Annotated in this window: 11 protein-coding genes and 1 pseudogene; 3 read left to right on the top strand and 9 right to left on the bottom strand. The window is 46.9% G+C overall.

Features of this window, described 5'->3' with window-relative positions:
* From NQ518_RS11815 to NQ518_RS11800, 4 genes and pseudogenes are all read right to left on the bottom strand, one after another.
* Positions 1-1,320: pseudogene (locus tag NQ518_RS11815) on the bottom strand (TonB-dependent receptor domain-containing protein); the annotation flags it as partial.
* A gap of 51 nt (positions 1,321-1,371) precedes the next feature.
* Positions 1,372-2,544 carry an IS4 family transposase gene (locus NQ518_RS11810; protein WP_227208630.1) on the bottom strand — a complete coding sequence of 391 codons (1,173 nt, stop codon included), beginning with the start codon at positions 2,542-2,544 and terminating at the stop codon, positions 1,372-1,374.
* Positions 2,545-2,651: 107 nt separating this feature from the next.
* On the bottom strand, positions 2,652-4,355 hold the full coding sequence (locus tag NQ518_RS11805) for a SusC/RagA family TonB-linked outer membrane protein (protein WP_227961733.1): 1,704 nt from the start codon (positions 4,353-4,355) through the stop codon (positions 2,652-2,654).
* Positions 4,356-5,116: 761 nt separating this feature from the next.
* On the bottom strand, positions 5,117-6,910 hold the full coding sequence (locus NQ518_RS11800; protein WP_374211120.1) for an aminopeptidase P family protein: 1,794 nt from the start codon (positions 6,908-6,910) through the stop codon (positions 5,117-5,119).
* A 218-nt stretch (positions 6,911-7,128) separates the two neighbouring features.
* Here NQ518_RS11800 and NQ518_RS11795 point away from each other — a divergent pair, with 218 nt between their 5' ends.
* The 3 genes from NQ518_RS11795 (at position 7,129) to NQ518_RS11785 (ending at position 10,343) form a co-directional block, all read left to right on the top strand.
* Entirely contained in the window at positions 7,129-8,121 is a 993-nt protein-coding gene (locus tag NQ518_RS11795) for a malate dehydrogenase (RefSeq protein WP_004350074.1), read from the top strand.
* Positions 8,122-8,307: 186 nt separating this feature from the next.
* Complete coding sequence (locus tag NQ518_RS11790) at positions 8,308-9,153, top strand: DUF3737 family protein (protein ID WP_227961737.1); 846 nt, start codon at positions 8,308-8,310, stop codon at positions 9,151-9,153.
* A gap of 20 nt (positions 9,154-9,173) precedes the next feature.
* Positions 9,174-10,343, top strand: a complete 1,170-nt coding sequence (locus tag NQ518_RS11785; protein WP_227961739.1) for a MalY/PatB family protein — start codon at positions 9,174-9,176, stop codon at positions 10,341-10,343.
* A 119-nt stretch (positions 10,344-10,462) separates the two neighbouring features.
* Here NQ518_RS11785 and NQ518_RS11780 read toward each other — a convergent pair whose 3' ends face one another.
* From NQ518_RS11780 to porK, 5 genes are all read right to left on the bottom strand, one after another.
* Entirely contained in the window at positions 10,463-11,092 is a 630-nt protein-coding gene (locus tag NQ518_RS11780; RefSeq protein WP_227961741.1) for a porin family protein, read from the bottom strand.
* Positions 11,093-11,134: 42 nt separating this feature from the next.
* On the bottom strand, positions 11,135-12,175 hold the full coding sequence (gene porN / locus NQ518_RS11775; RefSeq protein ID WP_227961743.1) for a type IX secretion system ring subunit PorN/GldN: 1,041 nt from the start codon (positions 12,173-12,175) through the stop codon (positions 11,135-11,137).
* A gap of 44 nt (positions 12,176-12,219) precedes the next feature.
* The gene (gene porM, locus NQ518_RS11770; protein WP_227961744.1) at positions 12,220-13,770 is read right to left on the bottom strand and encodes a type IX secretion system motor protein PorM/GldM; all 1,551 of its coding nucleotides are present in this window, start codon (positions 13,768-13,770) and stop codon (positions 12,220-12,222) included.
* A gap of 90 nt (positions 13,771-13,860) precedes the next feature.
* A complete protein-coding gene (gene porL / locus NQ518_RS11765; RefSeq protein WP_227961746.1) occupies positions 13,861-14,664 on the bottom strand; it encodes a type IX secretion system motor protein PorL/GldL in 804 nt (267 codons plus the stop codon).
* Positions 14,661-16,109 (bottom strand): T9SS ring complex lipoprotein PorK/GldK, encoded by a 1,449-nt coding sequence (porK, locus tag NQ518_RS11760; RefSeq protein ID WP_227206804.1) that lies wholly within the window; start codon positions 16,107-16,109, stop codon positions 14,661-14,663. The genes porL and porK overlap by 4 nt, the downstream gene beginning before the upstream one ends.
* Positions 16,110-16,112: the final 3 nt, after the last annotated feature.

The following is a 16,112-nucleotide window of genomic DNA, read 5'->3' as shown; positions in this document are numbered from 1 at the left end:
TTAGAAATTGACAGACACATTGAATGAGAATGTACGTACCAATGGATAGATTCGTTTATTATCAACACCCAGCGTCCCAGTTGTTCCTGTTCCTTCGTCTATACGACCCAATGACGCAGAGTTAATCATGGACGTCAGACCGCTGTAACCTGTGAATGTACATACATTGTTGACAGCCAAGCCAAGATGAAGGTTCTGAATCCAATTCATCTTCAGCTGTTCTTTCGTGAATGTATAGCCTAAGTTGATATATTCGAAGTTTACATAGTCGCCTTTCTCCAACCAATAATCAGAGATCTGAATATCATGAATATTCTTTTCAGGTGCATTAGCCAATATGTTATAGGTTGGGAAGTTGTTCATGTTACTATAGGTCATAGATGTTCCATTGTAAATCTTGTGACCAAAGGCTCCGTTGAATTGCATGGTTAAATCCCAATTCTTGTAACTCAAGGTGAAATCCCAACCCAGATAAGCCTTGGGGATAGCCTGTCCGGCTACACGGCGGTCGCCTGCATCACCGGTATCAATTTTACCATCTTTGACGATATCTTCCAGTTCATACTGACCTGTTTTAGAGATTCCGGTGCAATGAGGAATGTAGAATGTTCCTATCGGTTCGCCTTCAATCAGATAGGTAACACCTGTATTCTGTGTCAAGCCAGCGGATCCAGCGTCAGCTACTACAATGTGTTCGCTGGTTGTCAACTTCTGTCCTTTGTACGTTCCACTTAGAGAGTTGAGCTTGTTCTTTTGGAAAGAAAGATTCAGCCCCGAGTTGAAAGTAAAGTCTTTCGTACGAACGATATCACCGCGCAGTCCAATTTCAAGTCCATTATTGGTCATTTCACCCATGTTAGCCAACAGGGTATTGTAGGTAAATGGAGGAACAGGAACGGTATAGGTATACAACAAGTCCTTTGTCTTAGAAGTGTACCAGTCTAGAGTTAACTTCAAACGACTGTCAAAAGCAGCAAAGTCCAAGCCCACGTCAAATGTATGCTTCACCTCCCATTTCAAGTCAGGGTTATCGTTACTCTGAATGGCAAAGGTGGTTGTATTGGCGCCATTGTATGGCGTTACCCCATTGGGTTTATACAGAGCCAGCGAATTGTACGGATCAATGGCATCCTGATTACCTGTCACACCGTAGCCAGCACGTAGCTTCAAGTTATCAATCCATTTAGCCTGTTTAATGAAATCTTCCTCTGACAGCACCCATGCCAACGATGCTGATGGGAACCAACCCCACTTATGCCCGCTGCCAAGCTTGGATGAACCATCTGCACGCACATTGACAGTTGCGATATATCGGTTAGCACTACTGTCCACGAAAACCCTTTAACATTTCAAAAAGTAACAAATTGATAGTTACCCATCAAAATTGAGGCAGAGCTGCAGGTTTTTTCCTTCAGTAAATTCTTCCTCTTTCTGTTCAATGAGCAAGTCACACAATGGCATTTTTGTCAACAATGCCGTGCTTAAAATTCTTAGAACATCATAGGTTTGAAGCTTTAGCCCCATACATTCTTGTACGATAACGACAAGACAATATGCAATGATAGCTGCATAGATTTGTATTTTTACAGCATTCTCCGAGGTTCCATAAAACTCTTTGATGCGCAGATGTTGCTTCAGCCATTTGAAGAACAGTTCTACTCTCCATCTGTATTTGTAAAGCATAGCAACCTGTTCCGCTGTAATTTCAAAATTGTTCGTGTAAAATACAAATGTCCTATTACCATCATAGTCATAGAATACCACTCGTCGAAGTTTATTTGGATATTGCTTCTTAGTCTTGTATCCCTTGAAACGTATAATTTGGTCAGCCATAATTCCAGATGAAGGGTTGTTGTATTCTTTATCCTCTATGACCTCAAACGGCATTTTATGCTTCTCTCTCACGACAAAGTAAGCTTCTGCTCCTTCTATTATATAAAGTTTCCTAGTTGCCATATACGCTCTGTCAAATATATAGAAACTCTCTTTCTCATAGGGAATTAGCTCCATCACTTGAGAATCGTGAACTGAAGCGTCTGTAATGACAGAAAATGTCGGAATGTCTGTCTTCACGTCATACAGTTCATGCAATTTCACTCCTCCTTTCCCATGATGCAGTTTAGTCCACCAGTATACAGAAAGGCACAATGATATTGTTGAGGAGTCAAACGCATAGACATTGTTCGATATGAAGAAGTCCTTGACGACTCCTCGTTTCTCTCTTGCTATGGAAACCATCTTGTCTGCAAACTCTTGGAATATCTTGACTTCGCGTATTTCATTGGCCTTGCTCAAATTGCTTCTACTGACATTCTTTCCAAAACCAAGATGGTGGAACGCTGACTTGAACGGAGTGATGGTTACAATAAGGTCTCGTAATCCCTCACGATTAGACAACTGACCAAATAGAAGAACCATCAGATGATTCCAACAAGTGAAACTCTTCACATATTTATTACCTTCATACTTTTTTATCAACCATTTGAAATGGTCTGTCGGCAGAAAGTCGCACAGCTGTGAAAATACGTATCGACCTTTGTTCATAAGTATCTGCTTTCAAATTGTAATTTGTGGCAAAGATACTCTTTTCAAAAGTAGGGAGTCTATTTTATCTCCTACAAGCTTGTATTTATAGGCGTTTCAAGAGATTATTAAAAGATTTTCGTGGACAGTAGTGATCGGTTAGCATACATATAATTGATACGAGCCATATACGAGTTCAGCATATATTCTTTTGACTCACTTTGGTTGTCACCCCAAGAGACATTGGCTCCGGCCTTCATGTTGTTCACACCAAAGTAATTGGTTTCAAAGCCTCGCGCTTCAGAACTGTTCCAAAAGGTTTTATAACTCTGTCCTTCCACCAAAGCCAAAGCATCAATATGATGAGCGCCAAAATCTTTCTTGTACGTCAGCTGGATGTTTCCCATCAAATCCTGGCGTCTCTTATTTCTTAAGTAAGCCCATCCATTACCATTATCAATACCTTGTTTAATATCATTGGGAAGATAACGCTGAAGCTCTACGTTGAACTTCGTGTAACTGCCGAACGCACTCAAGAACAAGCCATCGAGCAATGTCCATGTAGCTTTGCCATGTACATTCTGATTACTGGCAGTATATTGATTCTGAATCTCCAACTGTCCAAGTGGATTATACACCTCATTGGCCAAATAATCCTCATCCCAAATGCCTTGGGCATTCTTGTGGGTAGGATAAGTAGGATTGTAAGCAGCGGCCGAGTAGAACATGCGGTACATGTCGTACTGATGCTTGCCTTTACGTTCACCTACTTGCAGGCCTAGTTCTAACTTCAGTTTCTTGTTAAATCCAAACTGGGTTGCATCTAATTTAGCGGTATAGTTTTGCATTTCCGAACCACGAATGGCACCCTGACGCTGTATATATCCCAAGCTAGCTCTATAATTTCCCTTGTCATTACCAGACGAGAACGAAACATGATGATTCTGCGTCATACCCGTCGAACGCTCTACAGCATCCAGCCAATTGGTGTTAGCCTTCATATCGGTAAAGGTAAGGTTGCGTTCTTTCGCTAAGTTACGATAAGCTGAAGCGTCAAGCATTTCTATATTTTTAAATACAGAATTGATTCCAATGGTTCCATTATAATTGATGTTTGATGTTCCGCTCTTGCCTCGCTTCGTAGCTACCACAATAACACCGGCAGCACCGCGCGAACCATACTGTGCTGTTTCAGAGGCGTCCTTCAGGATGGTCATACTCTCAATGTCGTTAGGCTGCAAAGCATTGAACATCGCCATGTCAGTAAAGATACCGTCAATGATGACCAACGGATCGTTTCCACCTGAAAGAGAAGAGGTTCCACGGATGCGTACATTGGCTGTTCCCATGGGGTCGCCACCCGCACTACTGATCACCACGCCACTCACCTTGCCTTTCAATGCGTCGGTAGCATCGGTCACAACACCCTTGTTCATATCTTTTTCTCCTACGCGGTCAATGGCACCCGAAACATTTCGCTTGGTTCCAACAGCATAACCCACAACCACAATCTCGTCAAGATCGCGTCTGTCAGTTTCCATGGTCACATTGATTTGTGTTTGACCCTTCACGGCAATCTCTTGGGTTGCATAACCCACATAGGTAAATACCAGCGTTGCGCTTTCTTTCACATTAGCCAAGCGATAGTTACCATCAATATCGGTAACCGTACCACCCTGCTCTCCTTTCACTTGGATAGTGGCTCCAATCAAGGGTTCACCTACCTCGTCTTTCACAGTTCCTTGAACCGTAGACTGAGCATAGCTGCTCAGTGTGCAAAGCAGACTAAACAAGAAGAGCGTAGCTCCTCGAAAAAACTTTTGTTTACTCATATCGTATTAATTTAAGAATGTTTAGGTTTCACGTTTATACTGACTTACGTCAAACAGGGCATCACCTAATTTTAGCTGTGCTTTTTATGATCAAGTTGTGCATTCCATAAGTATTACGCTGTAAATATACATAGAATATTTGAAATATGAAAAAGATTTGTTCAAATAATTTCAAAGAACATACACAGGATATGAGATAGATGACTACGATTAGTGGGGCATGGATTTTGATTACCCTGCACTGTCGATTTTCACTGAAATATCTTGACAATCGCCTTCTGAATACTCAAATATTTTGCACGAGTCCATCACATGGCCGCATATACGCCAAAAATACATATCGTTGATTGATAGCTCTTTACAGAAAAACAGCACCTTCGAGAAGCATCAAAAGCTATGCAAATGCGCGAAAACTATCCATTTTTCGGCTGCAAAAGCAATGAGGTATCCTATCAAAGGCATTGAGTTTGATGTTCAAACTCAATGCCTTTGTGCAGGAAAGTCAATACGATGAATATTTCAATGCCTAAAAGTGGCGAATATAGCGCATTTTAATTGCATGAAAAGTACCAGCGTTTTCTATAATCAACTTTTTGAGATACCTGTTTTTTGACCATAAAATCTGACAAAAACAACGATTCCGAATCACGATTTTCAGTGCTTTGAATGACCGATAATTGTCAACAACGTGTCGTCATCACAACGCATGCAGAAGAACGAGTTGGTTAAAACTTTTGAGGAGAGTTGCCCATCCACTGCTCCTATATCGCTTTGGTGGCTTCCGAGAGCCATTGGTTTTCCTCATCGGTTAGATGGGGTGAGAGCTGCCGGTACACCTCGGCATGATAGGCGTTGAGCCATGCCTTTTCCTCCTCGAGCAGCATGTCCATGAGGATGGGCGTGGTGTCGATGGGTGCCAGCGTGAGCGATTCGAATTGCAGGAAGCTGCCAAACTCGGTTTCTTTGTAAGGTGTGACGAGCAACGTGTTCTCTATTCGCACGCCAAACTTGCCCTCCATGTAGATGCCCGGCTCATCGGTAACAGTCATGCCGGCGAGCAAGGGAGCCGGTCGCCACTCCATACGAATCTGATGAGGCCCCTCATGCACGTTGAGATAACTACCCACGCCATGCCCGGTGCCATGCATGAAGTTCATTCCCTCGCGCCACATGGGCTGCCGTGCCAATGCGTCGAGCTGTGAGCCACATGCCCCCGACGGGAATTTGCACAGCTCCAGCTGGATGTGTCCCCGCAGCACCAGCGTGTACACGCGGCGCTGTTCATCGGTCAGCTCGCCCAAGGCGATGGTTCGGGTGATGTCGGTGGTGCCGTCCTGGTACTGCCCACCGCTGTCGATTAGCACCAATCCCCGCGGCTCTATGGGCGCATCGGTAGCGGGTGTGGCCTCATAGTGCACGATGGCGCCATGCTCCTCGTAGCCCACGATGGTATCGAAGGACACGCCTCTGAACAGGTCTTGTTCGGAACGCAAGGCGGTTAGCTTCTCATTGAGCGACATCTCAGTCTGTCCACCAGCCTCAACGGCAGGCTTGAGCCATCGCAGGAATTTCACCATCGCCACGCCATCACGCACCATGGCGGCACGGAAGCCTGCTATTTCGGCTTGGTTCTTCACTGCTTTCAACAGAGGGATGGGACTGGTAAGCGGGAGAATTTTTGGGCCACGCAGCCCTTCAAAAAGATGATGGTTAATCTGCTGCGGATCCAATGCGATGTTATATTCGCCATAGTCAGCCAGTACATCCTTGATATGGTCATAGCCGCTCACCTCCACACCCTCACCTTTCAGATACGCTTTCACGTCGGGCGTGAGCTTGTCGGGATCGATGCACAGGGTGGCTTTCGTGGTACTAATCAGCAGGTAGGCCACGAACACGGGGTTGCAATGCACGTCGGTACCGCGCAGGTTCAGTGTCCAGGCAATATCGTCGAGGGCAGAAACTAGGGTGCCATCAGCATGTTGTTGGCGCAGGGCCTGACGAATGCGGGTCAGCTTGTCAGCGGTTCGTTCGCCTGCATACCGCAAGGGCTGAATCTGCACCGTGTCTTTCGGGATGCTGGGACGGTCTTTCCAGATGATTGCCAGTGGGTCCAGATTCGTCCGAATAGTAATGCCACCTCGCTCACGCATGTCCTGTTTCATCTGCATCACAAATTGGTGAGCGTTCACCTGACCATCCATACCGATTTCGGTACTGTCGCTTTGCTGGAGTTCGGCACCCAGCCAATCGGCTATGGTGGGCGTTTCGGGCAAGCCCTGCTTCATCAATTGGAACTCGGTTCCGGCCAGTTGGTTGGCCGCAGCGATGAAGTAGCGCGAGTCGGTCCACAGCGCAGCATGGTTCATTGTGACGACTGCCACGCCGGCCGAGCCATCAAAACCAGATATCCACTCGCGCCCTTTCCAATGGTCAGGCACATACTCGCTGTTATGGGGGTCGGTACTTGGAAAGATAAATGCGGCCAGTCGCTCACGTTTCATCACCTCTCGCAACGCTGAAAGTCGGTCTGCAATCTCTGTTTTCATAGTCATTCTGTTTTGTTTATTCTATCGCAAAGATAGTTTTTTGCTGGCACAGCGACAAATAAAATTCTTCAAATTGTCAAGCAAGGATGACAAACAAAGCCAGTTTTAGAATAAATAACAATTTAAAAGCAATTAAAGGCCAGTATGTCCCTAATATTTACTAACTTTGTGGTCACAAGCATTAGGATATATACAGTAACATTTATAAATATTCAAATTAAATTATGGCATTTTTGACAAACGAAAAATTGACCATCGTCGGCGCAGCCGGAATGATTGGTTCCAACATGGTTCAGACAGCATTGTCTATGGGTCTTACAAACAATATCTGTCTTTATGACGTATTCTCACCAGAGGGCGTGGCTGAGGAAATGCGCCAGAGCGGCTTCGATTCAGTGAACATCGTTGCGACAACAGACGTTAAAGAGGCTTTCACCGATGCCAAGTACATCATCTCTTCAGGTGGTGCTCCCCGCAAGGCAGGCATGACACGTGAGGATTTGCTCAAAGGTAACTGTGAGATTGCAGAGGGCTTGGGCAAGGACATCAAGAAGTACTGCCCTGATGTGAAGCATGTTGTGATTATCTTCAACCCGGCCGACCTCACCGGTTTGGTAACACTTCTTTATTCAGGTTTGAAACCTTCACAGGTTACAACCTTGGCAGCTCTTGACTCTACCCGCCTGCAGAGCGCACTGGCAAAGAAATTCAACGTGATGCAAACAGAGGTGAAGGGAGCCGCAACCTATGGTGGACACGGCGAGCAGATGGCCGTTTATGGCAGTCATGTTACCATTTCAGGCAAGCCCCTGACAGAGATTATCGGCACACCCGAGTTCACCAACGAGGAGTGGGAGCAGATGAAGAAGGACGTGACCAAAGGTGGTGCCAAGATTATTGAGCTTCGCGGACGCTCTTCTTTCCAGAGCCCAGCCTACCTGTCGGTAGAGATGATTCGCTCGGTGATGGGCGGTGAGCCGTTCCGTTTCCCCGTCGGCACCTATGTAAGCACTGACAAATATGACCATATCATGATGGCCATGAAGACAACGCTCGACAAGACGGGCGCACACTATGAGGTTCCACAGGGCACAGATGAGGAGAATGCCAAGCTGGATGCTAGCTATGAGCACCTGTGCAAGATGCGCGATGAGTTGGTAACACTGAACATCGTTCCGGCAATCTCAGAATGGTCGAGCATCAACCCAAATCTTTAAACGCTGTTGTCTGAACAGACAGACAAACGCTTATCACAGAAGGATGCAGCCCAGAAGATGCTGCATCCTTCTTTCTTTTTGTCCTTCACCAGACGGACACGCACGGGAAGAAAACGAAAGGTGTACTTGGGCTATTCGGCTTATTATTAGTACCTTTGCACTTGAAACTAAACATGATAAATGAAAATGGAATTGATAAAAGGTAAAGAGTTTGGAGGCGAGCGGCCGCTCTTCGGCATTCACGACACGCGACTGGAGGATGTTACGATTACAGAGGGCGAGTCGGGAATCAAGAAATGCCACAATATAGAGGCCGACCACTGTCGCTTCATCGGCAAATATCCATGGTGGCATGTGGACCACTCGGTGATTACCAACTGTTATTTTGAGACCGGATCGCGCTCGGCGATATGGTATTCCAACGATATGGTGATGAGTGACACCATCATTGATGCGCCCAAGCTGTTTCGTGAAATGAACGGACTGAAGCTGGTTAACGTGCAGATCAACGATGCCGACGAAACTTTCTGGAAGGTAGACCACCTTACCCTGCGCAACGTGAAGCTGCACGATGGCACCTATCCGTTCATGTTCTGCAACCATGTGGATGTGGACGGACTGGAAAGCGACAGCAAATACGTGTTTCAATATGTGAAGGACGCCGTGATACGCAACGCCAAAATCACCACCAAGGACTCGTTCTGGGAAACCGAGAACGTCACGGTGTACGATTCGGAGCTGAACGGTGAGTTCCTTGGATGGCATTCTAAAAATCTCAAACTGGTGAATTGTCACATCACGGGCGAGCAGCCTTTATGCTATTGTCAAGACCTCGTCTTGGAAAACTGTACGTTTGGGGCAGATTGCGACCGCATGTTTGAGGAGACGACCCTCGTGGCCGACATCCGCGGAGCGGTGACTAACATCAAGAATCCCACATCGGGACGCATCGTAGCCGATGCCATCGGCTCGGTGACCATCGACGAACATGTGCTGCAACCCAATAACTGCGAGATTATTGTACGCAACTAACCATCAAACAACAAATAAAGATGAAATACGATTTTGACGAGATTGTGAACCGCCGCGGCACCAACTCGGTGAAATGGGACGAGGCGAAAGAGGAAGGTGTCATCCCCATGTGGGTGGCCGACATGGACTTCAAGGCTGCGCCCTGCATCCTTGAGGCACTGAAAAAGCGTGTCGACCATGGCGTGTTTGGGTACACCATCGTGCCTGATAGCTATTATGAGAGCATCGTTTCGTGGTTCGAAAGGCGACACCAATGGCACATCAAGCGCGACTGGATTATTTATACATCTGGCGTGGTGCCAGCCATTTCGGCCATCATCAAGGCACTAACGGAGCCTGGAGACAAGGTACTGGTACAGACACCGGTGTACAATTGCTTCTTCTCGTCTATCCGCAACAATGGCTGCACCACCGCCGAAAATGCGCTGGTGCGTAAAGGAAACTCGTATGAAATCGACTTTGACGACTTTGAGAGACAGGCTGCGGACGAGAAAACAAAAGTGTTCTTGCTCTGCAATCCTCACAATCCAGCCGGACGAGTGTGGACACCAGAGGAGCTGAGCCGCATGAACGACATCTGTCTCAGGCATGGCGTGAAGGTGATTGCCGATGAAATTCATTGCGAACTCGTCATGCCAGGTCATGAATTCACACCCTTTGCCGCCGTTTCCAAAGCGTGTCAGGACAATTGCATCACAACCAATTCACCCACTAAATCGTTCAATATTGCCGGATTACAGATTGCCAACATCATCACCAGCAATGCGGAAGACCGGCAAAAGATTGACCGCGCCATCAACATCAATGAGGTATGCGACGTGAATCCGTTCGGCGTAATCGCCCTACAGGCGGCCTACAACGAGGGTGAGGATTGGATTGATCAACTCAACGTCTATCTCTGGGAGAACTACCAGGCACTGAAAACATTCTTCAAGGACAACCTCCCGCAACTCGAGGTCATCGACTTGGAAGGAACATACCTTGTCTGGGTGAATGTTCGGGCAACCGGCATGACTGGCAATGAACTGACAGACAAACTGCTGAAAGAAGGGAAAGTCTTTGTGAATCGCGGCACCATGTACGGTAAAACCACAGGCGAGGATTACATTCGCATCAACATTGCCATGCCTCGCAGCCTCATGCTTGAAGGATTGAAACGCATGAAGAGTGTGATAGACAAGATTGTTTGAGATGCTGAATCGTTGAGAGAAAACTACAATGAACGAACTCAAAAGGGGAAGTTGCCAAGCAGCAGCTTCCCCTTTTTGATTTAATTGTCATCAGCAATCCATGCTGATGCTTGATTTTCTTAGAAGAAATAGGCCACACCTACACGCCAAGAGTTGGCCTCGGTCTTGTGGTTCTCTACGCTTTCCTTCACACCTTTCCATGTAATGTCACCCGTCTTACCGACACCTACATTGTAGTTGGCTGTAACTTGGAAATGCGTGGCGATGGTCAAGCCAACACCAGCATTGACACTGAAGTTAGATGACTTCAATGTCCACTCAGCTGCTTGATCTTCAAAATCAGAGAGTTTCTTCACCTTATCACCAATATTGAAAGCAATCTGCGGACCTGCAAACACGAAAATATTGGCTGCGCTGCCCATCCCAATACTATATTTTACGTTCACAGGAACGATCAGTTGTTGCTGTTTCAAAACGGTATTGAACTTATTGTTGATGCCTTCAACCTTAGCTTCTTGCCTGTTGTACAATGCAGACAGATCCAAACCAAGGCCAGGAGCAGGCAAACCCATTTTTAAAGTCGGACCAATGAAGTAGCCAGCACGATTGGATGTGTTGAAAACATCTTTGTCTAACGACATCTGACTGAGGTTCATACCTCCCTTGATACCAAACTTTACTTGTGCACTGGCTGGTAATACTGTTACCATGGCCATAACCATGATGAGTGAGATAATACTTTTTTTCATTTCTTTGTGTATTTATTTAAGTAAGAAAAAATAATCAATCATTTAATGACGTTGTCGCCTAACGGTTACACGTGCAGGCGAATTGCTGGACGAAGAGGAAGTACGACGGCTTCTACTACTCTTGACTGTCGTCTTATTGCCGGCTGCTCTTCGGTTACGTTTCGCACGCTTCGACTTCACATCTTTAGGATTGAGCTTGGCTATGCTGTCCAAAGAGTCCTTGCGGGCCTGGTCTCCCCACATGTTTTTCTCAAAGAGTTTTATTTCTGCCTCAATGCGCTTCTGTGCGTTCGCCATAGCCGAATCAGTGGGATATTCTTGAGATAACGTTCGTCCCAACATGTTGTTGGTCTTGTAAATCTTGCCTTTATATAGGTTTTTCGTAAAATAGTCGTCCACACTCATCACGGCTGCATTGTTGAGGTTGCTCGTCATGATGGTTTGCTTGGACAAGAATGGAGCCAAATCTTCATACTTCACCCAGAACAAGGGATAGGATGTAGCACCATCACCGAAGTCGTCTACTCGTTTCATAATGGGACATAAGGCCAAGACTTTGGTGTGGAATGTTGCCGTAGCTTGATCATAATAAGCACTTTCCTTGATGTAATAAGCGGTCACCTCACGCGAAGGAATATCACTATCATCAATTCGAATGCCTCGGTCAGTGCGCTCATAGTAGACATGATAGTTATCTAAAAACGCCAAAGGTTTCACCCTGGCAGAATCTTCGAACGTTTCATTACCATCCAACCGATACTCATACGCACGAATATTGCCTGTCATCATCAACTTGAAAATGTAGCAAAACAGGTTCATCTGCGTACCCATAGGCTCCACAGGATAGTACAAACCCGCATTAGCATCTTGCGTCAAATCGAGCTCACGATAGATGTCGCGCCGCCATACCACATCCTCTGCCATCTTAGCTTCTGTGGGATATGACAGCTGTGCACGCAAGCTAATCGTATTGGCGTTTGACTGTTGTGCGCGTTGTTGCTGCGCTCTTCGAGCCGGTGGCTGTGCGATGGCGAACTGAACGACACACAAGAACAGGGATATGAATAATAGTTTCTTCTTCATTTTATTTCTGATTATACAGCTTGTCGAGGTGATGTCACCCATATTTATTTGACGATAATTTCCATAGACGCAGGCAGTCGACGGGTTAACCCATCCGGACCTACTGCCGTGACATGTGATATATAGAACCGACGATTACGAGAAAGCTTACGGAATTCATTACGTTGCCGCGCCGAGAAGCGCGCTCCATCGGAAGTCATCGGAACGGCATTACCCATGTTGTCAAAGAAAACGGTTTCAAAACTAACTACCTTGAACTGGATATCCAACAAACCATCGTCGATGGCAGCATTGATACCGGTGGCTCCCATCAAGGAGGCTTTGGCTAAACCACCACCCTTAAACCGATCGGTTCCCATGGCAATGTATGCAATCGGATCAGGCAATTTGCGCACATGAAACGTAAATTTGCCCACTTGTCGTGACACACCATTATAATTGGACGACACCTGGATGGTGACATCTTTACCAACAGCTGTCGGACGAGCGAGGTACTTACCTGCTCCTACAGACCTAAATCCTCCACCTGTCATCGATGCTGAAACGGATGTTAACGGCACACCAGGGATGCTGATGCTGATGGGATTCTCGTAACCAGCGTACAACACGTTCATCAAGTCGGCCGACACGGTTGCGCTGGGCGCCACCACAGAATACTTTTGCGTGAAATCACGCCGTATCACGTCGCCGCTTCCATTTCGCATTGTGATGTAACCACTGAACGAATGTTCGCCAACACCACCGGCAGTAAACTGGTATGTGTTGTTTCGTAAGTTTACTTTCCTTCCACCTATATATATTTCGGGTTGGCGAGTGGTATCCACTGCCGCCATGACAATCTGTGCAGAGAACCGATCACCACTGACAACGGTACGTGACTCGGGGATGACAAAGGCGCTCAACTTATTGACACGAATGTCCTTGACGTCGACATTGGCCACAAGTGCATGCAGCACTTCTCCCTCGGCATAGCGCACATCACTTTGCAATTTGGACAACATCGTGACGGCAGCCGACACAGGCATGTCTTCAAACATATATTCCTGCCAATTCTTCCCCATCGCCTTGGCGCGTTTGGACAGTTGCGTTGTGAGGTTGCTCTCTATCGTCTTGCGCTGGTGTTCATCGGTTATCATCTTCAAAATTTGCTCCCGATAATGATTCACGCGTTCATAAAGCAGCTTTCCTTTGCCTGTTCCGGGAGCCAACATGACGTGCGAGGCAGCCTCAAGGTCATCCTTGTGTTTGATGTCGAACACGTTTCCGTCGGGACCGTCAGCCTCTTTGACGATGTTTTCCTTGAGCTGTTGCGCAAAATCATACAGCGAGTCACTCATACGTTTCACCGTCGTAGCCTTCTCAAACCACGCTTGCACCTTCTCTGGATTTGACTTGAACTGCTCTGAGAGCTGACGATAGATAGACACATTCTCCCTTGATGAGTTGTCCGTTGTACGGTTCAGGCTCTCCTCTACCACGGCGAATCCTTCTAAGACTTCGGTGGAAACGTTCAGAGCCAGCATTGCCATCAAGACGACATACATGAGGTTAATCATCTTTTGGCGCGGAGATAACGGTCTTTTCTTTATTGCCATGGTGAGTTGGTGAGTTCTTGAGTTCTTGAGTTTATAAGTTGGTGACTTCTTGAGTTGATAAGTTCATGAGTCTGTGAGTTGATGAGTTGTTTACTCTTGTGACGGCTCTAACCCAGGATTGGCTGCGCGCATGTTCACGGTCATGGCCTCAATCATGCGAGCATATATCTTGTTGAGCTGCTCAATCTGTTGTGCCATCTTCCGGGTCTGGTCATTGATTTGGTCAATGGTGCCTATCTGCTGACTGGCTCCCTTCAACTGCATTTCGTAAACTTTGGATATACCCGTCAACGTACGGTTCAGGTTTTCCATTTCCTCACTATCCCGGGTCAGTCTTACACTCTGCTCTGATACCTTTCCTAACGTCTCCGTCAGTCGTTTCAGCGCATCAACATAGTTGCTTTGTGCATCGGCCAAGGTCTGCAATTGCTGTTCATTCTCAACCTGTTGAACTTGACTTCCCAAGGGAACCTCTGCAGATACTTCCCCTACGGTCTGCTCTGCAGCAGACGAGTGTCCTACAACAGCGTGACGCGGGGCTGATGCAACAGGCCTTGATGTATTAACAGCTTGTGCGGGAGTCGTATCATAGTCATACGTTACCTGACCTGTTTCCAAATACTCTTCCGTCACACGCGTCGGGATATCACGACCGTCTGCCGTCTTGTCAAACGGACGGTCAAAAGCCGAGAGGAAGAACACGAAGACCTCTGTGCCCATGCCTATGAACAACATGAGGTTGCCACCGGACAAGTGAGTAAGTTTGAACAAAGCTCCCAGGATGACCAATGAGGCACCCCAACTGTAAGCATAGTTCAAGAACGTCTGCCCCGGAACACTGTCCATCCACTTTTGCAGACGATAAATGATATTGAATTTGCTGTATCCACTCATTTTCTTTTGCCTTTCTTCTGTTTAGTACTGGTTGTGTTTGCCAAACTGCGTACACATCTGAACCCGATGTACGAGCGAGGTTGGTTTTGGTATTCCCACGTACGCCAAGCGCTTCTGATGTACGATTCTGGGTCTTTCCACGATCCACCGCGTACACTTTTTTTCTTCAATTTGTACGGATCTTCCAACGCCGCCTTATATTCCAACTGCGGATTTAAATCGTTCATCGCATCGACACCGGCCTCGTTATAAATGGTACTTGTCCATTCTGCCACATTACCCGCCATGTCGTACAAACCGTTGGAGTTAGCACCGTAGATGCCAACCTTACTGGTAATGAGGTTACCGTCCTTGGTATAGTTGCCACGGTCGGGCTTGAAATTGGCATAGAAACAACCCTCACCCGTGGCTACTGCCTCATTTTCCCACGGGAACTCCGTGCCGTCTTTACCACGAGCGGCATATTCCCACTCTGCTTCTGTTGGCAGGCGATATCTTTGTATGTAACGAGCCTCGCCACCCAATCCTTTTAACAGATAATCGGTTCGCCACGCGCAGAAGGCATTGGCCTGCTCCCAAGTAACGCCCACGACAGGATAATCGTTGTACGCCGGATTGCTGAAATAGTTACGAAGATAAGTCTCGTTGTCCGAATTTTGGAAATCATTCACCCAACAGGTGGTGTCTGGATACACGTTAACGATATAGGTATTGAGGAAATCCCATGGACCCGAGCGTGGTCGGTTGATGGTTTCGCTCACAATCTGTCCGTTGTCATCAACGTAAGCGGTGTCCTTCGAAATCATCACCACTTCGTCAGGATCAACGGTCAGGTCGGTATTCAGATTACGTTCTTGAGGCAACATTCTGTTTTTTCTCAAGGCAGCGGTTGTGTAGTCGTACACCTCGTAGCGATAGTTCAGCTGACGATAGTCGAGCAACTTCTCGCCCGTCACCGGGTTGGTGACATACATACTCTCCAAGGCACGCTGCTCATCCTCATTCATCTTACGAGGAAGTGCTTTTTTCCAGTTCAGATGAGGCTTAACAGGGTCACCGTTTTTGTCCTCGGTAATGAGATAAGTCTCGTCACCCGCATAGGCCGGATCGGCCAAACGAGTACGCAAGATGCTGTCGCGAACCCAGGAGACAAACTGTTTGTATTCAGAGTTTGTCACCTCTGTTTCATCCATCCAGAACCCGTCCACAGAGATATCTTTCTGCGACAACTGCTTGCCCCAAAGGCTATCCTGCTTTTCAAGCCCCATCTTCAAATAGCCACGGCTTACCCGTGTCATTCCGTATGGCGTGGGTTCGGTGAAGGCCTTTCCGCCAACACCCACTACTTCGCCGCCTTTACCCAAAGAAGCAGACTTGCTGCCGAAGCAACCTGTCAGCATCATCAAGCCTAACACGGCCAAGCCGAATATCATGTTTCTCTTCATATT

Source organism: Hoylesella buccalis ATCC 35310 (assembly GCF_025151385.1).
GTDB lineage: Bacteria > Bacteroidota > Bacteroidia > Bacteroidales > Bacteroidaceae > Prevotella > Prevotella buccalis.
This window is presented reverse-complemented; position numbering and strand designations above follow the sequence as displayed.